General features: G+C 63.5%; 21 protein-coding genes. 6 read left to right on the forward strand and 15 right to left on the reverse strand.

The window, feature by feature from the left end; all coding sequences use genetic code 11:
• Nucleotides 1–2: 2 nt before the first annotated feature.
• The 3 genes from KUV74_RS00160 to KUV74_RS00170 form a co-directional block, all read right to left on the reverse strand.
• A complete protein-coding gene (locus tag KUV74_RS00160) occupies nucleotides 3–1,520 on the reverse strand; it encodes a tripartite tricarboxylate transporter permease (protein ID WP_231498536.1) in 1,518 nt (505 codons plus the stop codon).
• Complete coding sequence (locus KUV74_RS00165; RefSeq protein WP_222515337.1) at nucleotides 1,520–1,990, reverse strand: tripartite tricarboxylate transporter TctB family protein; 471 nt, start codon at nucleotides 1,988–1,990, stop codon at nucleotides 1,520–1,522. Before KUV74_RS00165 ends, KUV74_RS00160 begins: the two co-directional genes overlap by 1 nt.
• Nucleotides 1,991–2,158: 168 nt before the next feature.
• The gene (locus KUV74_RS00170; protein WP_222515338.1) at nucleotides 2,159–3,124 is read right to left on the reverse strand and encodes a Bug family tripartite tricarboxylate transporter substrate binding protein; all 966 of its coding nucleotides are present in this window, start codon (nucleotides 3,122–3,124) and stop codon (nucleotides 2,159–2,161) included.
• 454 nt (nucleotides 3,125–3,578) lie between these two features.
• Here KUV74_RS00170 and KUV74_RS00175 point away from each other — a divergent pair, with 454 nt between their 5' ends.
• Both KUV74_RS00175 and KUV74_RS00180 read left to right on the forward strand, forming a co-directional pair.
• Nucleotides 3,579–4,355, forward strand: a complete 777-nt coding sequence (locus KUV74_RS00175; RefSeq protein WP_222515339.1) for an SDR family NAD(P)-dependent oxidoreductase — start codon at nucleotides 3,579–3,581, stop codon at nucleotides 4,353–4,355.
• A 223-nt stretch (nucleotides 4,356–4,578) separates the two neighbouring features.
• The gene (locus tag KUV74_RS00180) at nucleotides 4,579–6,159 is read left to right on the forward strand and encodes an aldehyde dehydrogenase (NADP(+)) (RefSeq protein WP_222515340.1); all 1,581 of its coding nucleotides are present in this window, start codon (nucleotides 4,579–4,581) and stop codon (nucleotides 6,157–6,159) included.
• Between the two features lie 411 nt (nucleotides 6,160–6,570).
• On the opposite strand, the gene KUV74_RS00185 is transcribed toward KUV74_RS00180, so the two are convergent.
• Entirely contained in the window at nucleotides 6,571–7,341 is a 771-nt protein-coding gene (locus KUV74_RS00185; RefSeq protein ID WP_222515341.1) for a hypothetical protein, read from the reverse strand.
• A 15-nt stretch (nucleotides 7,342–7,356) separates the two neighbouring features.
• Nucleotides 7,357–8,076, reverse strand: a complete 720-nt coding sequence (locus KUV74_RS00190; protein WP_409996580.1) for a HupE/UreJ family protein — start codon at nucleotides 8,074–8,076, stop codon at nucleotides 7,357–7,359.
• A 53-nt stretch (nucleotides 8,077–8,129) separates the two neighbouring features.
• Between KUV74_RS00190 and KUV74_RS00195 the strand changes: the two genes are divergently transcribed.
• Nucleotides 8,130–8,621, forward strand: coding sequence for a hypothetical protein (locus tag KUV74_RS00195; protein ID WP_222515343.1), 492 nt, complete (start codon nucleotides 8,130–8,132; stop codon nucleotides 8,619–8,621).
• 42 nt (nucleotides 8,622–8,663) lie between these two features.
• Nucleotides 8,664–8,939 (forward strand): metal-sensing transcriptional repressor, encoded by a 276-nt coding sequence (locus tag KUV74_RS00200; RefSeq protein ID WP_222515344.1) that lies wholly within the window; start codon nucleotides 8,664–8,666, stop codon nucleotides 8,937–8,939.
• 25 nt (nucleotides 8,940–8,964) lie between these two features.
• Here KUV74_RS00200 and dmeF read toward each other — a convergent pair whose 3' ends face one another.
• Nucleotides 8,965–9,888, reverse strand: coding sequence for a CDF family Co(II)/Ni(II) efflux transporter DmeF (gene dmeF / locus KUV74_RS00205; RefSeq protein ID WP_222515345.1), 924 nt, complete (start codon nucleotides 9,886–9,888; stop codon nucleotides 8,965–8,967).
• A gap of 200 nt (nucleotides 9,889–10,088) precedes the next feature.
• Here dmeF and KUV74_RS00210 point away from each other — a divergent pair, with 200 nt between their 5' ends.
• Nucleotides 10,089–11,462 carry an MFS transporter gene (locus tag KUV74_RS00210; protein WP_222515346.1) on the forward strand — a complete coding sequence of 458 codons (1,374 nt, stop codon included), beginning with the start codon at nucleotides 10,089–10,091 and terminating at the stop codon, nucleotides 11,460–11,462.
• Between the two features lie 81 nt (nucleotides 11,463–11,543).
• Here the strand turns inward: KUV74_RS00210 and KUV74_RS00215 are convergent, their stop codons facing one another.
• The 4 genes from KUV74_RS00215 to KUV74_RS00230 form a co-directional block, all read right to left on the reverse strand.
• A complete protein-coding gene (locus tag KUV74_RS00215) occupies nucleotides 11,544–13,073 on the reverse strand; it encodes a tripartite tricarboxylate transporter permease (protein WP_108449895.1) in 1,530 nt (509 codons plus the stop codon).
• 62 nt (nucleotides 13,074–13,135) lie between these two features.
• Nucleotides 13,136–13,669 carry a tripartite tricarboxylate transporter TctB family protein gene (locus KUV74_RS00220; RefSeq protein ID WP_222515347.1) on the reverse strand — a complete coding sequence of 178 codons (534 nt, stop codon included), beginning with the start codon at nucleotides 13,667–13,669 and terminating at the stop codon, nucleotides 13,136–13,138.
• Nucleotides 13,670–13,871: 202 nt separating this feature from the next.
• Entirely contained in the window at nucleotides 13,872–14,891 is a 1,020-nt protein-coding gene (locus tag KUV74_RS00225) for a Bug family tripartite tricarboxylate transporter substrate binding protein (protein WP_222515348.1), read from the reverse strand.
• Between the two features lie 75 nt (nucleotides 14,892–14,966).
• A complete protein-coding gene (locus tag KUV74_RS00230; RefSeq protein WP_045994114.1) occupies nucleotides 14,967–15,713 on the reverse strand; it encodes a ribonuclease activity regulator RraA in 747 nt (248 codons plus the stop codon).
• 393 nt (nucleotides 15,714–16,106) lie between these two features.
• On the opposite strand from KUV74_RS00230, the gene KUV74_RS00235 reads away from it, so the two are divergent.
• Nucleotides 16,107–16,871: an SDR family NAD(P)-dependent oxidoreductase gene (locus KUV74_RS00235; protein ID WP_222515349.1), complete on the forward strand. Its 765-nt coding sequence runs from the start codon at nucleotides 16,107–16,109 to the stop codon at nucleotides 16,869–16,871.
• Nucleotides 16,872–17,136: 265 nt separating this feature from the next.
• Here the strand turns inward: KUV74_RS00235 and KUV74_RS00240 are convergent, their stop codons facing one another.
• The 5 genes from KUV74_RS00240 to KUV74_RS00260 form a co-directional block, all read right to left on the reverse strand.
• Nucleotides 17,137–18,417, reverse strand: a complete 1,281-nt coding sequence (locus KUV74_RS00240; protein WP_108131714.1) for a TRAP transporter large permease — start codon at nucleotides 18,415–18,417, stop codon at nucleotides 17,137–17,139.
• Nucleotides 18,414–19,025, reverse strand: a complete 612-nt coding sequence (locus KUV74_RS00245) for a TRAP transporter small permease (protein ID WP_222515350.1) — start codon at nucleotides 19,023–19,025, stop codon at nucleotides 18,414–18,416. Before KUV74_RS00245 ends, KUV74_RS00240 begins: the two co-directional genes overlap by 4 nt.
• Before the next feature lie 18 nt (nucleotides 19,026–19,043).
• A complete protein-coding gene (locus tag KUV74_RS00250) occupies nucleotides 19,044–20,018 on the reverse strand; it encodes a sialic acid TRAP transporter substrate-binding protein SiaP (protein WP_231498535.1) in 975 nt (324 codons plus the stop codon).
• 73 nt (nucleotides 20,019–20,091) lie between these two features.
• Nucleotides 20,092–21,783 (reverse strand): GMC family oxidoreductase, encoded by a 1,692-nt coding sequence (locus KUV74_RS00255; protein ID WP_222515351.1) that lies wholly within the window; start codon nucleotides 21,781–21,783, stop codon nucleotides 20,092–20,094.
• Nucleotides 21,780–22,481 (reverse strand): FCD domain-containing protein, encoded by a 702-nt coding sequence (locus KUV74_RS00260; protein WP_108131711.1) that lies wholly within the window; start codon nucleotides 22,479–22,481, stop codon nucleotides 21,780–21,782. Before KUV74_RS00260 ends, KUV74_RS00255 begins: the two co-directional genes overlap by 4 nt.
• Nucleotides 22,482–22,530 lie beyond the last annotated feature (49 nt).

The following is a 22,530-nucleotide window of genomic DNA, read 5'->3' on the forward strand; positions in this document are numbered from 1 at the left end:
GATCAGGATGCCTCGGTGGTTACTCCGCCGCCCTTGCCGGCCTTGCGGCCCTTCCACACGCCGTTGGCGATGATCAGGGTCCAGGTCAGGATCGCCAGCCCCGCCAGCACCATGGCGATGGGTCGGTCGACGAAGGCCATCAGGTCACCGTCTGACTTGAGGATCGAGCGCATGAAATTGCTCTCGATGATCGGGCCGAGAATAAAGGCCAGAATCAGCGGGCCCAGCGGGAAATCATTCTCCATCAGGAATACGCCGACCAGTCCCAGACCGAGCATCACCCAGACATCGAACATGCTGTTATTGGCGGAGAAGGCCCCCACGATACAAAACATCAGGATCAATGGGTAGAGAACGCCAGTGGGCACGGCCAGCAGCCTGCCGGCGCCCTTGATCGCCATCAGCCCCAGCGGCAGCAGCAACAGGTTGGCCAGCACGAACACCATGAAGATGGCGTTGACCAGAGCCCCCTGCTCGGTGAAGACGTCGGGGCCCGGGGTGATGCCCTTGGTGGTCAGCACGCCGATGATGATGGCGGTGACGGTATCCCCCGGAATGCCGAACACCAGGGCCGGGATATAGGCGCCGGACAGGGCCGCGTTGTTGGCGGCACTCGCCGAGACCAGCCCTTCCGGATGGCCGGTGCCGTACTTCTGCGGCTCCCGCGACAGTTTGCGACTGATGGCATAGCTGATCCAGGAGGCGATGTCGGCGCCGGCGCCCGGCAGTGCACCGATCATGGTGCCGAGCAGCCCGCCGCGGGCGACGCCGCCCTTGTAGCGCCAGGTGGTACGGGCCACGCCGTCGAGCAGCTTGCCCTTGGGCGTTTCCACCCTTGAGGCGCGCTGCCCGGCGTTGGGCAGGCTGCGCAGCAGCTCGGTGATGGCGAACAGGCCGATCAGCACCGGCAGCAACGAGATACCCGCGAGCAGGTCATAGCTGCCCATGGTGAAGCGCATCTGGCCGGATACACTGTCCATGCCGATCATCGCCAGCGACAGGCCGATCAGCATCGAGATGGCGCCCTTGAGCGGATCACCGCCGGCGACCAGGATCGCACAGGACAACCCCAGCAGCGCCAGCCAGAAGTACTCGTCGCTGGTGAACTGCAGGGCAAATTCGGCGATCCGCGGGGCAAACAGCGCCAGCACCGCGACCCCGATGATGCCACCGAGCATCGAGCAGGTGACGTTGATACCAAGCGCCAGGCCGAGCTTGCCCTTCTTGCCCATCAGGTAGGCTTCGTCGGCGTAGACCGCCGACGCTGGCGTCCCCGGCATGCGCAGCAAGGCACCGGGAATGTCACCGGCGACGATCGCCATGGCGGTGGCGGAGACGATGGCGGCGATGGCCGGCAGCGGCTCCATGAAAAAGGTCACCGGCACCAGCAAGGCGGTTGCCATGGTGGCGGTGAGACCAGGGATGGCCCCCATGAAGAGTCCGAACAACGAGGCGGCGACAATCACCAAAAGCACCTCGCCGTCGAGCACCATGGCAGCGGCTTGCATCAATTCATTCATCAGTAGAGCACCCGTTCAAGCAGTCCTGCCTCCAGCGGCACGTGCAGAAGCTGTGCGAACAGCATCCAGATCACGGTCGTGGCAATCACCGCGATCAACAGCGCACGCCCCCAACCACGACGGTGATAGGCGCGAAACAACAGCGTCAGAAGCGCCACCGCAACGATCGGAAAACCCAGCAGCGGCGTGAGCACCACGTAGGCGATGACACTGGCGACCACCGCCGCCAGCGCCAGCACAAACGCTCGGCCGGACACCTTGGAGGTCCAGCGCGCCCAGGGCTGGCGTTGGCGCAGGCCCTTGAGCACCAATAACCCTCCCATCAACAACAGCAGGGCCCCCACCACCTTGGGGAAGGTGCCAGCGCCATAGACCTGGCGCGGCAGCGGACTCAAGTCCGCGGAAGCGACGATGAGGGCGGCCCCGAGGGCCGCCGCCATGGTTCCCGATACCGCGTCACTGGTACGCATGATGACGATCTCCCGGGCGTTACCGCACCTTTGTCAGTGCGCCGCCGATGCGGCGCTCAATCGGGTGTATTGCAGACTGTGCCAGTCGACCGCTCGGTGAGCTTTCTGTCACCGAGCGATCTGTCACTGGGCCTTCGTTTACTGGGCCTTCAGCTACTGGGCTCTCGGTTACTGGGCCAGGCCAAGCTTGTCGATGATGGAGGCGTTGTTGGCATCCTGTTCGGCCATGAAGGCCTCGAAGCCTTCCGGTCCTTCCCACACGGCGCCGAAGCCGCGGCCTTCCATGAACGACTGGAAGTCCTCGGAGTTCCACACCTTCTCGGCGGCGCTCAACAGACGTTCGGAGACGTCTTCAGGCAGACCCTCAGGGCCGACCAGCCCACGCCAGGAACCGTGGGACCAGTCATCACCGGTCACCTCGCCGGCCGCCGGGATATCCGGGAAGGCTTCTTCGCGTTCACTGGACAGCACCGCCAGAGTGCGGACGCGGTCGGATTCACGCATGGACTCGGTTTCCGGCAGCGACGAGAAGACAATGTCGACACCGCCCGCCGCCAGCTCCTGCAAGCCCGGCGCGGCGCCTTCGCTGGGTACCAGATTGACGGTATTCGGATCGATGCCCTGCTGGTCGAGGAAGCCGGCGAACGACAGGTGGTAGGCAGCACCTGGCGCAGAACCCGATACGGTGTACTCGTTGGGTGACTCGGCCAGGTCGGACAGGGCGTCTTCCAGGTTCTGCCAGGGCGACTCGGCGTTGACAGTGAAGGCCGCATAATCGAGGTTGAGCAGCGCGATCGGGGTAAAGTCCTCGTAGGACAGGTCGGCGGTGCCGATATGGCGATAGGTCGCGATCTCGGCGGTGCCCAGGCCCAGGGTATAGCCATCGGGACGCGCCATCTTCATCGCCATGTGGCCGACCACACCGGAGCCACCGGTACGGTTGACCACGTTGACCGGCTGCCCCAGCTCTTCCTGCAGACCGGCGGCAAACTGACGACCGACGGCGTCGGTGCCGCCACCGGCGGACCAGGGCACGATCAGGGTGATCGGCTTGGAGGGATAGTCGTCACCGACGGCAACCGTGGAGGTGGCCACCAGCAGGGAAGCGCAAAGCAGGCGTGGGAGCGTTCGCATGAGTTATCTCTCTTGTCGTCGAGCGTCTGGGGATCCGGTCAAGGTCGTGGCGACCCGCCACCGGAAAGAACGCTTGCAAGAGTGCCGCCACGGCGCCAACTAGACAAGTTATTACAACTTATACTTTATGCTAACGGGCCCCGGAGACGAGCCGTCACCGCCACCTGTCGAGAGGAAAAATTGATCGCCGACGCCCCACTAAAACCTTTTATTTTCAATGCTTTAACACACATGTCAATCGTAAGCACTGCGCTTTCCAAAGTTCTCTTTGACAGCAGCTCCCTGCCCACAAGACCAAAGTACCATGCCCACTTGTTAGTATTTGTTTGAAGTCCATCAGGCGCTAGGCTAAGGTTTATCCCACAATCCCAGGCTGGTCGCGCTGCGCCCTCCTTTCTCCTATCAACATCCATGATGCGGCCTGTTGCAGGCCCGATTCGTTCAGGAGCACTTCATGTTCGCCGATCTCAACGACAAGACCGTCCTTATCACTGGCTCCACCAAGGGCATCGGTCGTGCCGCCGCGGTGGCCTTCGCCCGCCAGGGTGCCATCGTCGGCATCAACAGCAGCCAGAAGGACAGCGCCGCCGAGGAGCTGATCGCCCAGCTGGAGTCCGAGGGTGCGCGCTTCGCCTACTATGAGCGCGACCTGACCAAGAGCGGCGAGTGCGAGACCCTGGTCAACGAATTTGTCGAGCAGTTCGGCAGCCTTGACGTGCTGGTGAACAACGCCGGCGGCCTCGGCGTGCGCAAGGGCCTCGAGTCCCTCGAGGACGACGACTTCAACCTGGTGATGGACCTGAACCTGCGCTCGGTGATCATGACCACCCGCTTCGCCATGCCGCACCTGAAGGCCTCCGCCGAGAAGCGCGGCGAGACCGCCAGCGTCATCAGCACCGGTTCCATCGCCGGTCGCGAAGGCGGTGGCCTCGGCGCCTCCCTGTACGGCGGCTCCAAGGCCATGCTGCACAACCTGCATCGCAACTGGGTGAAGGAATTCACCAAGGACAACGTGCGCTTCAACATCGTCGCACCGGGCACCATCGACACCGCCTTCCACGCAGACAAGAGCGCTGAGGTGAAAGAGAAGATCGCCTCCACTATCGCCATGGGCCGCCTTGGCACCTCCGAGGAGGTTGCACCGTCCTTCCTGTTCCTGGCCTCCCACGCTGCCAGCGGCTACATCACCGGCCAGGTGATCGACGTCAACGGCGGCCAGATGTGCCCCTGAGGCATATCGCAGCATCCCGGGCCACCGGCGTGACGGCGCTATCGACGTCTACCCCTTGAGCCCCGAGCGGCCGGACATGCTTCCGGCCGCTTCGCTATCCACTCCCCTGCTCGGCGTTCGCTGCGCACTGCGATTGCAGGTTTCGTGCGCGTCGACCCCGGTTTGGCAGCGGCCGCCCCTTGCCACCTTTCATCATCTTCACTGCGCAATAACAGGAGTCCCCATGACACTCGAAGGTCATCATCTGATCGGCTTCGCCTCGGTGGCCGGTGCCACCGACGGACGCACCATCTCGGCGGTCAACCCCGCCTCCGGCGAGACCCTTGCCCCGGCCTACCCCCTGGCGGGCCAGGCCGAGGTCGAGCGCGCCTGCCAGCTGGCCGAGGACGCCTTCCTGGCCTACCGCCGCCTGCCGCTTGCAGACCGCGCGGCCTTTCTCGAGGCGGCAGCCGACAATATCGATGCCCTCGGCGATACCCTGACCGAGCGCGCCATGGCCGAGACCGGCCTGCCCAGGGCACGTCTTGAAGGCGAGCGTGGCCGCACCTGCGGACAGCTCAGACTGTTCGCCGAGGTCCTGCGCAGCGGTGACTATCTCGACGTGCGCATCGAGGACGCCCTGCCCGAGCGCGCGCCCATGCCACGCCCCTCCCTCGCCCAGCAGCAGGTGCCGCTGGGTCCGGTGGCGGTGTTTGGCGCCAGCAACTTCCCGCTGGCGTTCTCGGTGGCCGGCGGCGATACCGCCGCCGCGCTGGCCGCGGGCTGCCCGGTGATCGTCAAGGCCCACTCCGCCCACCCCGGCACCTCGGAGCTGGTCGGGCGCGCCCTGCAGCAGGCCGCCAAGAGCAGCAACATGCCCGAGGGCGTGTTCTCGCTGCTCTACGGCAGCGGCAGCGAGCTCGGCCAGGCCCTGATCAAGGACCCGCGCATCCAGGCGGTGGGCTTCACCGGCTCGCGCAACGGCGGCACCGCCCTGCTGCGCACCGCCCAGGCACGCCCCCAGCCGATCCCGGTCTACGCCGAGATGAGCAGCATCAATCCGGTGCTGCTGCTGCCGCAGCACCTGGAAGCCAACGCCGAGGCCCTGGGCGACGCCTTCGTCGCGTCGCTGACCATGGGCGCCGGTCAGTTCTGCACCAACCCGGGGCTGATTTTGGCACTGTCCGGCGCCGCGCTTGAGCGCTTCGTCGAGCAGGCCGGTGCCGCGGTACGCGAAGCCGCCCCCCAGCTGATGCTGACCCCCGGCATCCACGCCGCCTACGAGCAGGGAGTCGCCCAACTCACCGACCAGCCGGGCGTCAGCCTGGTCGCCAAGGGCAAGGCCACCGGCCATCTTGCCTGCCCCTGCCAGCCGCACCTGCTGCGCACCAGCGCCAGCACCTTCATCGGCAACGCCGCTCTGCATGACGAGGTCTTTGGAGCCTGCGCGCTGATCGTCGAGTGCGACTCGGTAGCACAGATGCAGCAGGTGCTGACCGCGCTGGAAGGCCAGTTGACCGCCACGGTCCACCTCGAGGAAGCCGACTACGCGCTGGCCGACCAGTTGCTGCCGCTACTTGAGCGTCGCGCCGGTCGCATCCTGTTCAACGGCTGGCCCACCGGCGTCGAGGTGTGCCACTCCATGGTCCACGGCGGCCCCTGGCCTTCGACCTCCGATTCGCGCACCACCTCGGTGGGCAGCGCCGCGATCCAGCGCTTCCTGCGCCCGGTGTGCTACCAGGCGATGCCCGAGGCCCTGGCCCCGGACAGCCTCAAGGCCGACAACCCTCTGGGGCTGACCCGCCAGGTGAACGGCAAGCGCTAACTCAGCGTTCTTTCTTTTTCTCCTTCTCTCCTTCTCTACACCAGGTGACGCCGCTCCTGGAGCACCATCAACGAGGCCCTCGCCACCGGCGAGGGCCTTTTTTTGATGACGTCGATCTGCGCTATGTAAGCGCTAGCCACCTCTTGTGTGCCCACAGTGGGAGATCCCACTTCGGGCACATCTGAGCATCCCGAATATCTGGCTAGCCTTAAGGTCCCACAGGAAGCCCCCTACTCACTACCTAAAGGGTTATCCTGATTGATGGGGTCGATTTACGGAACGTGTAGTTAAATTGATGGTAAACAGGCTGATCGGTTTTCGTCAGGTAGAGCTATATTGCGATAGACAACACAGGTGCCAGAGGCCCTGACCCTTGCGAGAGGGCCAGGGCGATACAGTCCACTTCAACGATTACATCATGCGTTTAAGCTCACCGTAGTTGCCGTCGATTCGCAGTTCCACGGTCACGTCGTTGTCGTTTCGGTTGCGAAAGAACCAGCCATGATTGCCAGTGAAGGCTGCCTCCAGCTCACCCTCGTCCTCAGGCACACCGCGTCCCTTCTCATAGCTGATGGAGTTGCCATTTCCGTCACCGTGAGTATCGAAATTGATCGGTCCTCCGCTGGACGACCAGGCGAACGTCGCGACGGCTCCCTCCTCCATGGTCAACTTGTACTCGGTGCCCTCCCCTGGCGTCAGGGTGAAGCTCACCACATCGCGCCAGGAGGCCGTTTCCTCGGCCGACTTCGACGGTTGTTCTTGGGTCGACGAGGCGTTGGCCAGCTCTTGGCTTGGCTCTGGCTGAGTCGCCTTCTGGGATGGTGCAACATTAGTCACTTGGCCGGCCTCGCCGTCCGAGGTCGGTGACTGTAGATCAGCAGCCACGGCAGCGGACTGATTGCCCTCGGCATTCTGTGCCACAGTGGATTGCGCCTCCTTTGCTGTGGCGTCCAGTGTCGTCGCCCGATCGAGCTCGGCCTCCTCGGCTAACTGCCTTTTGATTTCCCCCATCTCGGTTAGCCCCAACAGGCGTCCCGCGCCGGTAGGATCGATGGCGTATTCCGCCGGCAGTACCACAGTGATCAACAGAGCACTGGCGACAACTGCAGCCAGCACAGTGGAGCGAAGTAATTTACCCGTAGAAGGCAACTCGGCACGGGTGGGAAGGTCGGTATTGTACATCTCGGGACTCCTGTATCAGGCGGTGAATAGGCCGGTGAGCTGATAGCCGATCAACATGAAACCCGCGCACATCATGGCGACGTTGGCGGTATAGGCGTGGCGCAGGAAGCCGGCGGTACGCCGCCAGAAACTCATGATGATGAGGATGGCACTCAAGGCCAGCAACTGGCCCAGTTCCACCCCGACGTTGAACGCCAACAGGTTGGGCAGCAGGCCATCGGGCGAGATTTCGTATTCAATTATCTTGGTCGACAGGCCGAAACCGTGAAAGAAGCCAAAGATCAGCGTCGCCGCCCGGGTGTTGGGCTGAAAACCGAACCAGCGCTGGTAGGCGCCGAGATTGTCCAGCGCCTTGTAGACGACGGACAAGCCAATGATGGCATCGATGAGATAGCTGTTGATGCCAATATCGAAGTACACCCCCAGCAGCATGGTCGTCGAGTGACCAATGGCGAAGAGGCTGACGTAAATGGCGATGTGCTGCATTCGGTAGAGGAAAAAGATCACCCCCAGCAGAAACAGGATATGGTCGTACCCGGTCACCATGTGCTTGGCGCCGAGATAGACGAATGAGATCAAGTGAACGCCATAGATCTCCTGTATATATCCCTTGTCGCCTTCGGCAACAGCGTGAGCAAGGGCGTCACCGCTAGCTCCCAGGAGCATTATCAGCAACGTTAGAAGGGCCAGGGCGTGCCGGCGGGCCATATCTGGCAGGCCAAACGCACTCCCCATTCGAGATGGAAACATGAAACCTCCACGGGCAAGTCTTGAGAGTCAGCCGTCCAATGGACGGCACCGATCATTCAGCAATGACCCAGTCGTGGAGGGCGCTCCAGGCGATAAACGCGGCGCAGCGGGACACCGTTCCGATCGCCGATTCGCAGGGCGTCATTGAAGCCTGGTGCCAGGCTCACGCCTGTCGCGAGACGATCCGCCGTTTCGTGAAAGTGGCTACCACTATCATGATGAAGGTGGTGACCGTCCCCTTGGCCCCTGTCGTCCAGTTGGACTTGGTCATGGTCATGGTCATGACCGCCCCCATGATGCCCCAGCTCAGCCTCCTGCACTTCCTCCGAGCTCAGCGGCCCATGGGCACGCGCCTCGCCGACACTGTTCAGCGCCAGGCCGGGCAGGAACAGCAGCAGCAGGATCAGATAGCCGAGGCGATGGCGCAGCCGGTGGAGCATGGAAAACCAACCAGATTGAAAGGGGAGTCCGAAGACACGTGCAGCACCCTTGTTGAATCGGGCATTGGCACGACGTCGGAGAGAGCTTAACATCCCCCCCCGGAGGATAGGAATAGACCAAAGGAACAGAAGATGACAGAGCACACCCACCGTACCCACCCGGACATCATCAAACGCCTGAACCGCGCCCGGGGCCACCTGCAGAGCGTGTCCCTGATGCTCGAGGAGGGACGCCCATGCCTGGACATCGCCCAGCAGCTGCACGCCGTGGAGAAGGCCATTCAGCAAGCCAAGCGCGTGTTGATCCACGATCACATTGAACACTGCCTGGACGACGCGATTGGCCCCTTGGATCCCGCTAAGCAGCAGCATGTCGATGATTTCAAGGCCATCGCCCGCTACCTGTGAGCGAGCACCGAACTACTTCACAACATCAATCACACTGTAACGGCTCGACCGTGACATGCACCAACGAGTGACAGTTGGCCTGAATGCGCTGCTTGTAGGCAGTTGGCGCTTCCGGTTGATGAGACACAATCGACACAATCGCTGCATGGATGTTGGGGCCAATGGACCAAATATGCAGGTCGCTGACCCGTGCATCGTGGTTCTCCACTGCCCCTTTGACGGCGTCCTCCAGGTTACGGTGCTGTTGGTCCAATAGCACCGTAGACGTGTCTTTGAGCAGGTGCCATGACCAGCGCGTCACCAACACGGCGCCGATGATACCCATTACCGGATCCATCCAGTACCATCCCGCGTACTTACCGGCCAAGAGGGCAACAATCGCCAGCACCGAGGTCAGCGCATCGGCCAGGACGTGGAGGTACGCTGCTCGGCGGTTATGGTCGTGCTGGTGATGGCTATATCCGTGATGGTGATCGTGGCCATGTTCATGCTCATCACCCCCCAATATCCAGGCTGAAACCCCGTTGACCACCAAGCCAATCACGGCGACGAAAATCGCGCCATCGAAGGAAATCTCGATGGGGCTAGCAAAGCGTTCGACGCTCTCCACCACCATATAAAGGGCAAAAACAGCTAGAAGAATCGCGCCAGCAAAGCCTCCCAGCGCGTTGACCTTGCCAGTGCCAAAGGAAAAGCGCGCGTCGCTTGCATGCTTGCGTGCATAGGCATAAGCGAAAACTGCAATGCCAAACGCGACTGCATGGGAGCCCATGTGCAACCCATCTGCCAGCAGTGCTATCGAGCCGTAGACCACGCCCGCCAATATTTCCCAGATCATCATCGCCAGGGTCAGGCCGACCACGATGAGTGTTCGCGTCTCTCCCGTTCGCTTTTTGTCCTGGCCGAAGCGGTGCTCATGTTGCCAGTGATCAAGTCGATGGTGATGCATTATCAGCGTTCCTGGCTCAAGAAGTGGTTATTTGCGCGGCTGACCGGTCCAGCTCTGCATTTTGACCTATCCCCCCCGGGGGGATAGCATGAAATGCTAACGGAGATCGCCTCCAGCAACAACGTTCGTGCCCGTAGGCGCTTTGTTGTGCAGCAAATCGCTGAAGCAACACTATCGAATCGTCTCATCATGAGAGCCCTATGCTTGCCCCCCTTGAACACCGAACCTATCGCCACCTGTTCCTGGCCCAAGTCATCGCGCTGATCGGCACGGGTCTGACTACGATCGCCCTGGTGCTGCTGGCGCATGACCTGGCAGCCGGGGAGGCGGGAGTCGTTCTGGGCACGGCTTTGGCGATCAAGATGATGGCCTACGTGGGCATCGCCCCGCTGGTAGGAGCCTATGCGGCGCGTCTGCCCCGGCGCTGGCTGCTGGTCGGCCTGGACCTCCTGCGTGGAGCCGTGGTCTGCACGCTGCCCTTCGTCACAGAGGTGTGGCAAATCTATGTTTTGATTTTTCTGCTCAACGCATGCTCGGCGGGTTTCACTCCGGTCTTCCAGGCAACGATCCCCGACATCCTCGAAGACGAGGGGCAGTACACGCGGGCCTTATCCCTGTCGCGTCTCGCCTACGACCTGGAGAACCTGCTGAGTCCCTTGGCCGCGACAGCGCTACTGTTGCTGATGGGCTTCGATGCGCTGTTCCTGCTCAACGGCCTGGCCTTTCTTGTCTCGGCTGGCTTGGTCGGCTCGGTGGCCCTGCCCTCTCCCCAGGCTGCCAATGATGAAGCGCCAGGAATCTGGCGCCAGGTGTCCCACGGCATGCAAATCTACTTGAAAACGCCCCGGCTAAGAGGACTGTTGGCCATGAGTATGGTTACTTCAGCCGCCGGAGCTATGCAGATCGTCAATACCGTGGTCTATATCCGTTCTGCCCTGGGCCTGGGTGAGCAAGCGGTCGCCATGGCCTTCGCGGCGGCAGGGAGCGGGTCGATGCTGGTGGCCCTGCTTCTTCCGAAGGTACTGGAGCGCTTGAGCGAGCGCCCGATCTTGCTTGCGGGCGGCAGCTTGATGACAGTGAGCCTGTTCCTTGGCCTGCTTGCCCCTGGGTTTGTCGGCCTGATGGGGCTTTGGTTTCTGATGGGCATCGGCGCCTCGCTGGTCATGACGCCCACCGGCCGCCTCATCAAGCAGTCGTGTCACGTAGAGGACCGGCCGGCGCTATTCTCCGCGCAGTTCTCGCTGTCGCACGGCTGCTGGCTGGTGACCTATCCGTTGGCCGGTTGGGTCGGGGCCAAGGTGGGCCTGCTCGAGACCTTTGCTCTACTGGGGACTATTGCTCTGTTGTCGACGCTACTCGCGGCCCGTGTCTGGCCGTCACGAGAGCCGATCGTGCTTGAGCATGAGCATGCTCCTTTGACGCACGCCCACCTGCACTACCATGACGACCACCACCAGCATGAGCACGAGGGTTGGGAGGGACCGGAACCACACCGCCATCCGCACCAACATGAAAGAGGACGGCACCAGCACGCCTTCATGATCGATGGACACCACACCAGATGGCCATCGTGAAATGCCAAAAAAAGCGCCTGCCCCGGGCGATATGCCGTCGGACAGGCGCTGAAGTTTCCTGCTCTGGAATCTGTACGGGCCTCAGGTCGTGTTCTGGCTACCCTTCAACTGAACCGGCTTGCGGATCGCCAGGAAGTAGACAAAGACCCCGGTCAGCACGATGAAGAACAGGCTGTCTGGCTGGGTCACGAAGACCGTCAGGTCGCCGTTGGACAAGGTCAGGGAACGGCGCAGGTATTCCTCAAGGCCCGGGCCGAGGATAAAGCCGAGCAGCAGCGTCACCACCGGATAGCCGTGCTTTCTCAGGTAGAAGGCCAGTACCCCCATGACCAGCGTCATCATCATCTGGAAGGTCGAGTAGGTCGCCACGTAGCTGCCCACCACCGCCAGCATGGCGATCGAGCCAAACAGCACATCACGGCGAATGCGCACGATGCGGATAAAGTAAGGCCCGAGCAGGTACATGGTCAGCGGAATCAGGATCAGCGCGCTGAAAATCAGTGCCGCCAGCATGGGCGCGATCAGCCCAGCCTGGGATTCCATCAGCTGCGGCCCCGGCTGGATGCCGTTGATGACCAGCACACCGAGCACGATGGCGGTGATCGGGTCGCCCGGGATACCAAAGGTCAACATGGGCACCAGGGCGCCGCCGCAGACCGCGTTGTTGGCGCTTTCCGCCGCCGCGATCCCCTGGGGATTGCCCTTGCCGAAGCTGTCCGGCTCGCGCGAGGTACGCACCGCTTCCACGTAGGCCAGAAAGCCACCCATGGAGCCCCCTGCCCCGGGCAGCGTGCCTACCAGATAGCCGATGGTGGAAGACTTCAGATAGCAGGCCGCGCCGATACGACGGATCGCCGAGCGCGACGGGATAAAGTCGCGGCGACGAATCTTCGCCACTCCCTTGAGCTTATCGCGAATGGCCTGGGCCTTGTCGTTCTCGGCAAGCTGGGTCAACAGCTCACTGATGGCGAAGGTACCGATGATCACCGGCATCAGGTCGATTCCCGCCGCCAGGTCACCCATGCCGAAGCTGAATCGGGCCACCGGCACCATGGCGTCTAGCCCCACGGTGGCGAGCATCAGCCCCAGACAGGCGGCGATAGCCGCACGGCGGACATTGCCCCGCTGGGCGATGACGATGACGATCAGCGCAAACAGGATCAGCGCGCACTTGCCGGTGGTCTGCACCAGCAGCGACAGGTCGGCGATCAAGGGCGCCAGCAGCACCAGCAGTACCGCCCCGAACACGCCGCCGATCATCGAGGCGAAGGAGGCATGGCCCAGCGCCAGAGGCCCTTCGCCGCGCTGCTGCATCGGGTAGCCCTCCAGCGCCGTCATCATCGACGAGGGAGCACCGGGAATATTGATGGTGGTAGCGGTGATGCTGCCACCACACATGCCGGCCATATAGATGCTGGCACAGGCCATCAGCGCCGTGGTCACGTCCAGGCTGTAGGTCAGCGGCAGCAGCAGCGCCAGCGCCAGGGTCGCGGTCAGGCCAGGAATCGCCGAGAACACGGTGCCGATCAGAAAGCCAGCCACCACATAGAACAGCACCGTGGGATTGAGCAGCAAACCGAAGCTCGCCAGCACCTGGGTCAGGAAGTCCATGGGTCACCCCCGGCGTGTCGCCCGGCAGCGAGCGCCGAGCGGGTTGCATCAGTCGTCATGGCTCACCCCCAGAGTGTCGGTAGACGGACGTTGAAGACCTGGTTGAACAGCACGAAGCCCACCGCGGTAATGGCCAGCGCGATCAGGGCCTTGCTCAACCACTTGTCGAGCCCCGAGAACAACAGCATCACGCCCAGTACATAGACCAGGGTGGACAGCACATAGCCGAGTGACTGAAACACCAGGACATAGACCAGAGTCGCCAGCATCAGGGTCAGCTCCGGCGAAAGACGACGGCCCCTCGGCCTATCGCCTTCATCGGCCGCATCGTCCCGATCCAGAGCACCGGCGCTGCGCACCGAGGACCACCACTGCAGCACGCACAGCACGGTGGCCAGCACACCGATCAGCAACGGAAAGAAGGATGGCGTCAGCTTGCCGGCCTCCAGCGGAGGCCCCATCGCCAGGCCACCGATCAGGTAGCCCAGGGCCAGCAGCGCCAGCACGCCGTGGAAACGGATCGCGCCAGCACTGGAGCCAAGGCCAGGGCCAAGGCCAAGCGCACGCGCCAGCAGAGATGAAGATGAACGAGACATGCGAAACCTCTCTCGGCCCCCAATGACGGGAGACCGACAACACAGTGTTCGTTGGAAGGGAAGTGAAGCGGGCCGGCAGAGGCAGGTGCTCTACCCGCCCGCTCCAGATGGAGGCAGGAAGCGAAAGGTCGCTGCGTGAAGCTCAGACATGTTTCACCGGACTTTTCACCGGACTTTCCGCCCCAGACCTTGCACCCCGGACTTACAGGTCCAGCTCATCCATGGCGGCGAAGGTCCGCTCCTGGTAGCTGCCGATCCAGTCGTTGACTTCCTCGCTGCCGAGCCAGCCCGGGGTGACACCGATACTGGTGACCCACTCTTGGAACTCGTCGCTCTGGTAAGCCTCGTGGTAGGTCGACTCCAGGGTCTCGATGGCGTCTTCCGGGGTATTGGCCGGCGCCGCCAGCACGATGAAGCTGCCGGTCTCGAGATCCACGTCGAATTCGGAGATCGGCGGCACCTCGGGATAGGCCGGGTTCTGCGAACCGGACAGCTCGACCACACCAAGCGCATCCCCCGAGGACAGGATCCCGGAGAAGTCTCCCAGGCTCGAGATGGCGGCGTCGATCTCGCCGGACAGCAGCGCCTCGGCCTCGGCGGTGGACGACCCCGGATAGGAGATCACGTTGAAGGTTACCCCGGTGGCCGCCTCCAGGCGACGTACCGCCAGGTAGGGACCAGAGCCCTGGGGCGCCACACCGATGCGCACCGTGCCGGGATTTTCCCTGGCTGCCTCGATCAACTCCTCGTAGGAGGTGAAGCCCGACTGCTTGGATACCACGATGGCGTCGGCTTCCTGGGTCACGCGGGCGAACGGCTCGAGCTTGTCCAGCGAGTAGCCGGGCACCATGTTGCCCCGCGGCAGGGTGACGATGCTGTCGTAGGTCAGCACACCGATGGTGTGGCCGTCGGGACGCGCCTTGGCCAACTGCATCAGGCCGGTGGCGGTCACCGCCCCGCCGATGTTCTCGACGTAGATCGAAGTCGGCAGCGACTGCTCGGCCAGGTTGCTGATCTTGCGCGAGATGGCATCCGCGCCGCCGCCGGCGGGCCAGGGCACGATCATGCGGATGTCACGCTGGGGGAAGTCGGCCTGGGCCGTCGGCACGGCGACGACCGCGGCCAGCGCCACACCGGCCAGGGTAGCGCCGGTCGCGCCCTTGATCAGGCGCTTGCGCAGGGTCGTGCTGAGGGTGGCGTTGAGGGGAGTGAGAGCAAACATGGCGACTCCTGGAATTATTTTGTGATTGTGTGGGGATAGATGAGGCGGCGCTTGTCTGGCCGCGCGACTCCTGCTTCAGCCGCGAGATTTCTGCTCGCGCAGGTAGGCCTGGTATTCCTCCTGGGCCTGTTCGTTCGGCGGATAAAGACCGATGACCGCCGCGCCGTTGTTGACCTTGTCCAGCACGTAGGCTTCGAAGGCCTCCATGCCACTGGCTTCTTCGGCGATCTCGTCGGCCAGCTCGAGCGGCACCACCATGACGCCGTCGCCGTCGCCGACCAGCACGTCGCCGGGATAGACCGGCACGCCGCCACAGCCGATGGGCTGCTGGATGTCCACCGCGTGGTGCTTGGTCAGGTTGGTCGGGGCGCTGGGCTTGGTGCAGAACACCGGCATCGACATGCTCTCGGCGTACTCCGAGTCACGCACACCGGCGTCCGACACAAAGCCCGCGCACTCGCGCACCTGCAGGCGGGTCAGCAGGATGCTGCCGGCACTCGCGGCGCTGGCGTCCTGACGGCAGTCGGATACCAGTACGCGGCCAGGCGGCACACTTTCCACCGCCAGACGCTGGGGGTGCTCCGGATCACGGAAGGCGGCCACCACGTCCAGGTCCTCGCGGGCCGGGATATAGCGCAGGGTGTAGGCCTGCCCCACCATCTTGACCTGGCTCTTGTTCATGCGACCGACGTTCTGGATATAGGTGTTCTTCAGACCCCGCTTGTGCAGCAGGGTGTGCAGCGACGCCGTCGAAGCCCGCATCAGTCGCTCGCGGGTCAGGTTGGACAGCTCTGCGTGGGGGTAATCGTTGATGATGCTCATGGGCTCCGCCTATCGCTGGCAAACTGGGTTGTTCGTTGACGGAGTCACTATAGGAAGCGCCGGAAGGCTTTTCAAACAACTTTTTACAACTTGGCTTTCATCTTGACCTCCACACGACACCCGAGACCATATCGAGAACCCAAAACAGTCCATTTAATCGTTTATTTTCAATTGTTTGACAAACCCCTTTCACTCAGGACCGATCAATATTCCTGCCCCTTAGACATAGGTCTAATAAGAAAGAATTTGTCTTTAAAAGGTACAAGATGTGGTCGAGACGGAGCACTGCCATCCGCACGATGTCCCTCCCCGGCCTTTCCCGCGCCCGGGATGCCCACTAGGCTGGTAGCCCCTTTGCCATACATGCCCGTTCGATCACTCAGGAGATTCTCGATGGCTGTACTGACGACCTTTGCACTCGACGGCAAGACCGCCCTGGTAACAGGCGCGAGACGCGGCATCGGCGCGGCCATGGCGCTGGGCCTGGCCGAAGCCGGTGCCAACATCATCGCCGTCAGCACCAGCATGGCCGCCGACGGCGGCGACCTGGGCGAGCGAGTTCGCGCCCTGGGGCGAGACTGCACAGGGATCGCCTGCGACCTGTCGGACCGCAGCGCGCTGATGGCGATGGTCGAGCAGCTTGCCGACCGGCGTATCGATATCCTGGTCAACAACGCCGGCACCATCGAACGCGCCCCCGCCACCGAACACACCGATGCGCTGTGGGACAGGGTCATCGACGTCAACCTGAGCGCCCCCTTCGTGCTGACCCGGGAGATCGGCAGGCAGATGGTCGCGCGAGGCAGTGGCAAGGTGATCTTCACCGCCTCGCTGCTGTCGTTTCAGGGCGGCATCACCGTGCCCGGCTACGCCGCGAGCAAGGGCGGCATCGCCCAGTTGACCAAGGCCTTCGCCAACGAATGGGCCGCCCACGGGGTCAACGTCAACGCCGTCGCTCCTGGTTACATCGCCACCGACAACACCCAGGCACTGCGCGACGATCCCGAGCGTTCCCGCGACATCCTCGCGCGCATCCCCGCCGGTCGCTGGGGGGACGCCGATGACTTCAAGGGACCGGTCGTGTTTCTGGCCTCCAGCGCCTCGGACTATATGCACGGCAGCGTGATGACCGTGGACGGCGGCTGGATGGGGCGATAGGCAGACGAGGGCGCACCATCGGGGCCCCCTACGCAAACGCCCCCGACGATGTCCGTCGGGGGCGTTGGTTGTCAGGGGCGCAACGTGTCCCCTTGCCTGCTCGATGCTAGGGCTTGTCTGAAAAGTGCCTGCGCTCGGTAATACGGCGTTAAAAATCGGCTGGTGCGCCAGCCCGGTCAAAATGCTCATTTACACCCCGTAAACTGCGCTTTCTCACCGATTTTTGCCTTGTCTAACCTTCGCTCGTCGACTTTTCGGACAGCGCCTAGCGATAGATCAAGGTCGGCAGCCACAGCGAGATGGAGGGCACGAAGGTGACCAGCATCAACACGATCAACAGCGGGATCAGGAACGGCAGGGTCGCCGAGGCGCAGCGTTCGAAGGGCACCTTGGACACCTGCGAGAGCACGTAGAGCACCAGTCCCACCGGTGGCGTCAGCAGGCCAATCATCAGGTTCAGCACCATGACGATACCGAACTGCACCGGGTCGACGCCGAGGTTGACCGCGATCGGCAGCAGGATCGGCACCAGGATGGTGATCGCCGCGATGGTCTCCATGAAGCAGCCCACCACGAACAGGATCAGCGTCATCAACAGCAGGATGATGGTGGGGTTGGAGGTAACCGCCAGCATCCAGTTGGCGAAGTTCTCGGCCACATGATGACTGGTCAGCAGCCAGGAGAAGATCGACGAGGCGGCGATGATCATCATGATGATCCCGGTGGTCTCGATGGTCTCCATGGTGACCGCCAGCAGTCTCTTGAAGGTCAGGGTGCGATAGACCACCGCCCCCAGCAGCATGGCGTAGATCACCGCGGCGATGGCGGCCTCGGTCGCGGTGAAGATGCCAAGCACGATGCCGCCGACGATGATCACCGGGGTCAGCAGCGATAGAAAGGCACGACGGAAGGTCAAGGCGATCCAGCCCAGGGCGAAGCCGACGTCACGCGGATACTGATAACGCACCGCGTACCAGGCCACCATCAGCATCAGCGAAAGCGCCATCAACAGTCCCGGGACCAGGCCGGCGGCGAACAGCTGACCGATCGAGGCCGAGGCCATCACGCCGTAGATGACCAGCGGCAGGCTAGGCGGAATGATCGGCCCGATGGTGGACGAGGCAGCGGTGATGCCCACCGAAAAGCCCGGATCATAGCCCGCCCGGCGCATCGCCTTGATCTCGATCGCGCCGAGCCCACCGGCGTCGGCCACCGCGGCACCGGACATGCCGGCAAAGATGACCGAGGCGCCGACGTTGACGTGGCCGAGCCCCCCGGGCATCCAGCCCACCAGGGCCCTGGCGAAGTCGAAGATACGACTGGTGATGCCGGCGGAGTTCATCAGCGCACCGGCCAGGACAAAGAAGGGAATCGACAGCAGCGGGAAGCTGTCCATGCCGCCGACCATACGGTGCAGCACGATAAAGTCGGGGACGCTGCCATCCACCAGGATCGCCGCCAGCGACGAGGCGCCAAGCGCCACCATCACCGGGAAGCCCATCACCAGCATCAGCAGCAGGCCGCCGAACAGGACCAGTAGCGTCATGATGCCTCCTCGCCGGTGGTCTCAGCTCGCTGCGCCGCCAACCACTGTTTCGGACCGCTCGCCCGCACCAGCTGCCAGGCCTGACGCAGCGCCATGATGGCGATGCTCAACAGCACCACGCTGTAGAGTGTGTCCATGCCGACCGCCATCGAGGTCATCTTCTGTGCACTCATCAGCGGCAGGATCTTCCAGGTGACCCACCCCAGCAGCACGAAATAGACGAGCTGGCCCAGGTCGACCAGCCAGATCATCGCCGCCGAGGCACGCAGGGGAAGGTAGCGATACAGCAGTTCGAGGCGGATGTGGCTGCGCTTGCGCACCCCCACGGTCGCCGCCAGAAAGCCGACGCAGATCAGTAGATAGCGGGCGACCTCCTCGGTCCAGCCCAGCGGCGAGCCAAGCACGTAGCGGCTGAAGAACTGGGCGAACACCACCGCTGCCATGGTCCAGAAGACCACCAGGGTGAGCGCGTCCTCAAGCCCGATGTCGCGCCAGGCGAAGGTCGGGCCGTCGTCGTCAAAGTCGATATCCGGGCCTTGCGGCCCCTCACGGGCATCCTCCTCGGATGCCCGTGCGGGGCCCAGGGCCTCGCTGTCAGTGTGGTTCATAATGTTGTTCCCGAGGCGTTACAGCGCCTGCAAGCGATCGAATTGTTCCTGGGTCCAGGTCGCCTCGTCACCGTTGAGCACCGGCAACGTCTTCTCGCGGAAGGCCTCACGCTCGACTTCCAGCACCTCCACGCCCTGCTCCTTGAACCAGTCGATGGAAGCCAGCTCCTGCTCGCGCACATCGTCGGAGACCTTCCTGGCCACCTCGCCGAGCACCTCGCGGAAGATCTGCTGGTCCTCCTCGGACAGGCCGTTGAAGAAGGGACCGCCGGCAACGATCAGGTTGGAGCCGGTCACGTGGCCGGTCAGGTTGATGTAGTCCTGGACCTCGTAGAACTTCTTGGCGCGGATGGTCGGCAAGGGGTTCTCCTGGGCGTCCACCACCCCCTGCTGCAGGGCCAGATAGACCTCGGAGAAGGCCACCGGTGTCGGCTGGGCGCCGACCGCACGGGGGAACAGGCTGTAGATGGGCGCATTGGGCACCCGAATCTTGAGGCCTTCCATGTCGGCGGGCTCGACGATCGGCGTATTGGAGGTCACGTGGCGCTGGCCGTAGTAGCAGTCACCCAGGATCACGTTGCCGCCGGAGGCATCACGGTAGCCGTCGGCGAATTCCGCGAACAGCTCGCTGTCGGCGTAGGCCTTCCAGTGCTCGTAGTCACGGAACACGAAGGGGGCGTCGGACAGCGCCAGCGGCCCGTAGGTCTGGGCGGCGAAGCTCTGGCCGGTGTAGATGATGTCGACGGTGCCGAGCACCAGCCCCTGGTTGATCTCGACCTCCTTGCCCAGGGTCGAGGCGGGGAAGACCTCCACTTCGTAGCGACCGTCGGTGCGCTCGGCGATCTGCTCGGCGCCCCACTCGGCCCAGTGATGGTAGGCCTCGGAGGGTTCGTACACATGGGCCCACTGGACGGTGTCGGCAGCCTGGGCAGCACTGGCTGCGGCGGCAAGACCTACGCTCAGGGTCAGCGGCAGAAGAGTCAGGCGTGTCATCGGATGCTCCTTTTTCATTGTTGCTATTGGTTGCTGTCGGTTGCTGTCGGTGCTTGAAAATCCGTTCAGTAGGTCAATGCATCGCCGCCCCGGAGACCTTCGTCTCGGGCGCTGCAGCGCCGCGCCGGGCGTCCTGCCCCAGGCCCGCATCCTCGCCGATAAAGTCGGCGCAGCGGCTGCCCAGCATCATCGCCGGGGCGGTAGTGTTGCCGGCGGGTATATCGGGCACCGCGGACATGTCGCAGACCCTCAGCCCGCGCACCCCACGAACCCGCAGTCGTGCGTCGAGCACCGCCATGGGGTCGTCATCGGCACCCATGGCCGCAGTACCGGCCGGGTGGTAGTTGGTCTTGACGAAGCGTCGGCAGTGTTCGAGCAGCTCATCGTCATTGGCGCCGCTTCCGGCGAAGGGCAAGGCCACACCGTGCAGGTTTTCCTTGAGCGGTGACTGCTCGAAGGCCCGCAGAAAGAACTTCTGCCCGTCCACCATCGCCTGAATGTCGTCGGGATGGCCAAGCAGGTTGGGCGACACCCGCGGCATGTCGCCGGGGTCGGCCGAGCGCAGGCAAACGCTGCCTCTGGCCTTGGGCTTGACCACCACGGTGGTCACCGTCAGGCCGTAGTCGTCCTTGAGCGCGTCCCGGGTATCCCGGTCCAGATAGACGATGGGTACGCAGAAGGCCTGGATGGTCGGTGCCGCCTGAGGGTCGACGGGATTGACGAAGGCGCCCGCCTCGACCCCGGCCGAGGTCACCGGGCCACTGCCGAACAGCTTGAACTGGAGCCCGTTGGCCAGCATCCGCCAGCCGACGCCCTGGCGATAGTAGCCACACGGGGTCCTGGCGTAGGCGGTGATCGGCACCTCGGGATGGTCGATCAGGTTCTGCCCCACCCCCGGCAGGTCCGCCTTCACCGCAATGTCGTGCTGCGCCAATTGCTCGGCCGGCCCGATACCGGAGAGCATCAGAAGCTTCGGGGTCACCAGCGCACCCGCCGCCAGGATCACCTCGCCCTGCGCGCGCACCCGGTGCACCTTGCCCTTGCGGTCGCGGTACTCGACGCCCACGGCGCATCCGTCTTCGACCAGCACCTGCTGGACCTCGCAGTCGAGCGCGACCTCGAGCCCCGGGTGCTCGCGCAGCGGCTCCACGTAGGCGTAGGCGGCAGAGCAGCGCTTGCCCGCCCGATTCATGAACTGATAGAAGCCGACCCCGGTCTGACGCTCGCCATTGAAGTCGCCGTTGTAGGGCAGCCCCGCCGCCTGGGCGGCCTGGATAAACCAGCGCGAGGCCACATCCACATGACCGGGATCAGAGACCTTGAGTGGCCCGCCGCGCCCATGGTGTTCATTGACCAGACGGTCGTTGTCCTCCATCCGGCGAAAGTGCTCGAGCACCCCTTGCCAGGACCAGTCGGTCCTCGCCGCGTTGCCGGCGAGTCGCCGATCCCAGTCGTCGTAGTCCTCGGGCCGCCCGCGCATGTAGACCTGGGCATTGACCGAGGTACCGCCGCCGAGCACGTGGCCCTGGGGAATATCGTGGACCCGCCCCCCCAGATGAGCCTGCGGCTCGGTCTGGTGATAGCGCATGAACTTCGAGCCATTGATCATCTTGAAGATGCCCGGGGGCATGTCGAGCAGCGGGTGGTGGTGGGACGAGCCCGCCTCCAAAAGCAGCACCCTGGCACCCTGCTCGCGCACCAGGCGGGCGGCTACCACGCACCCGGCGGCCCCGCCCCCGACAACAATATGATCGACGTCGCTCACTCGTTCTCTCCTGCAAAGAAGGTGCTTCGCACAAACTCCCATGAGGCCTCGAGGTGATCGACCAGGGCGCGCTCCGCCGCGTCGGGATCACGCATCAGGATGGCCTCGTAGATCGCCTGGTGGGCCAGGAAGTTGTCGTGATTGCGCTGCTCGCTGCGTGGCATCCGGCTCCACTGGGGCGCCAGCCACTCGACAAAGCCGGCGTGAATGGCCGGATAGGCCGGGTTGCCCGAGATGGTGTAAAGCACCCGGTGAAAGGCCACATCGGTGGCGTAGAAGCGCTCGGAATCGCAGATCGCCGCCTGGTTGTCGTCCAGTGCATCCTTCAGCCGCTTGAGGTCGTCCTTGCCCGCCCCGGTGGCGGCGTCCCGCACCAGCACCCGCTCGAACAACACCCGTACCTGGTAGAGGTCGTGTACGCCTCGGGAGTTATCGAGCAGGTGCTTGATAACGCCTCCCGCCGCCTGCATCGCCGAACTCGCATCCGGGCGACAGACGATCGGGCGATAGCGCGGACGACTCTTCAAGAATCCCTTGGCGGTGAGCGCGGTGATCGCCTCACGAATCACCGTGCGACTGGCGCCGTACTGCTCCATCAGCGCCCGCTCAGCGGGCAACGGACGGCCTTCCTCCAGCTCGCCGGCAACGATGGAGCGCTCAATATCCAGAGTGATCGAGTCCGCACTGCGTCCGCTCATACAACACCTCGTTTATCGTCGTACCAAACTAATCATTAAATTCTCGACC

It is taken from the genome of Halomonas sp. DP1Y21-3 (assembly GCF_019801245.1).
GTDB lineage: Bacteria > Pseudomonadota > Gammaproteobacteria > Pseudomonadales > Halomonadaceae > Halomonas > Halomonas litopenaei.

Bases quoted from the DNA above. Each gene is read 5' to 3' on its own strand.
- KUV74_RS00160 (WP_231498536.1), bottom strand. From the start codon at position 1,520: ATGAATGAATTGATGCAAGCCGCTGCCATGGTGCTCGACGGCGAGGTG.
- KUV74_RS00165 (WP_222515337.1), bottom strand. From the start codon at position 1,990: ATGCGTACCAGTGACGCGGTATCGGGAACCATGGCGGCGGCCCTCGGG.
- KUV74_RS00170 (WP_222515338.1), bottom strand. From the start codon at position 3,124: ATGCGAACGCTCCCACGCCTGCTTTGCGCTTCCCTGCTGGTGGCCACC.
- KUV74_RS00175 (WP_222515339.1), top strand. From the start codon at position 3,579: ATGTTCGCCGATCTCAACGACAAGACCGTCCTTATCACTGGCTCCACC.
- KUV74_RS00180 (WP_222515340.1), top strand. From the start codon at position 4,579: ATGACACTCGAAGGTCATCATCTGATCGGCTTCGCCTCGGTGGCCGGT.
- KUV74_RS00185 (WP_222515341.1), bottom strand. From the start codon at position 7,341: ATGTACAATACCGACCTTCCCACCCGTGCCGAGTTGCCTTCTACGGGT.
- KUV74_RS00190 (WP_409996580.1), bottom strand. From the start codon at position 8,076: ATGGGGAGTGCGTTTGGCCTGCCAGATATGGCCCGCCGGCACGCCCTG.
- KUV74_RS00195 (WP_222515343.1), top strand. From the start codon at position 8,130: ATGGACGGCACCGATCATTCAGCAATGACCCAGTCGTGGAGGGCGCTC.
- KUV74_RS00200 (WP_222515344.1), top strand. From the start codon at position 8,664: ATGACAGAGCACACCCACCGTACCCACCCGGACATCATCAAACGCCTG.
- dmeF (WP_222515345.1), bottom strand. From the start codon at position 9,888: ATGCATCACCATCGACTTGATCACTGGCAACATGAGCACCGCTTCGGC.
- KUV74_RS00210 (WP_222515346.1), top strand. From the start codon at position 10,089: ATGCTTGCCCCCCTTGAACACCGAACCTATCGCCACCTGTTCCTGGCC.
- KUV74_RS00215 (WP_108449895.1), bottom strand. From the start codon at position 13,073: ATGGACTTCCTGACCCAGGTGCTGGCGAGCTTCGGTTTGCTGCTCAAT.
- KUV74_RS00220 (WP_222515347.1), bottom strand. From the start codon at position 13,669: ATGTCTCGTTCATCTTCATCTCTGCTGGCGCGTGCGCTTGGCCTTGGC.
- KUV74_RS00225 (WP_222515348.1), bottom strand. From the start codon at position 14,891: ATGTTTGCTCTCACTCCCCTCAACGCCACCCTCAGCACGACCCTGCGC.
- KUV74_RS00230 (WP_045994114.1), bottom strand. From the start codon at position 15,713: ATGAGCATCATCAACGATTACCCCCACGCAGAGCTGTCCAACCTGACC.
- KUV74_RS00235 (WP_222515349.1), top strand. From the start codon at position 16,107: ATGGCTGTACTGACGACCTTTGCACTCGACGGCAAGACCGCCCTGGTA.
- KUV74_RS00240 (WP_108131714.1), bottom strand. From the start codon at position 18,417: ATGACGCTACTGGTCCTGTTCGGCGGCCTGCTGCTGATGCTGGTGATG.
- KUV74_RS00245 (WP_222515350.1), bottom strand. From the start codon at position 19,025: ATGAACCACACTGACAGCGAGGCCCTGGGCCCCGCACGGGCATCCGAG.
- KUV74_RS00250 (WP_231498535.1), bottom strand. From the start codon at position 20,018: ATGACACGCCTGACTCTTCTGCCGCTGACCCTGAGCGTAGGTCTTGCC.
- KUV74_RS00260 (WP_108131711.1), bottom strand. From the start codon at position 22,481: ATGAGCGGACGCAGTGCGGACTCGATCACTCTGGATATTGAGCGCTCC.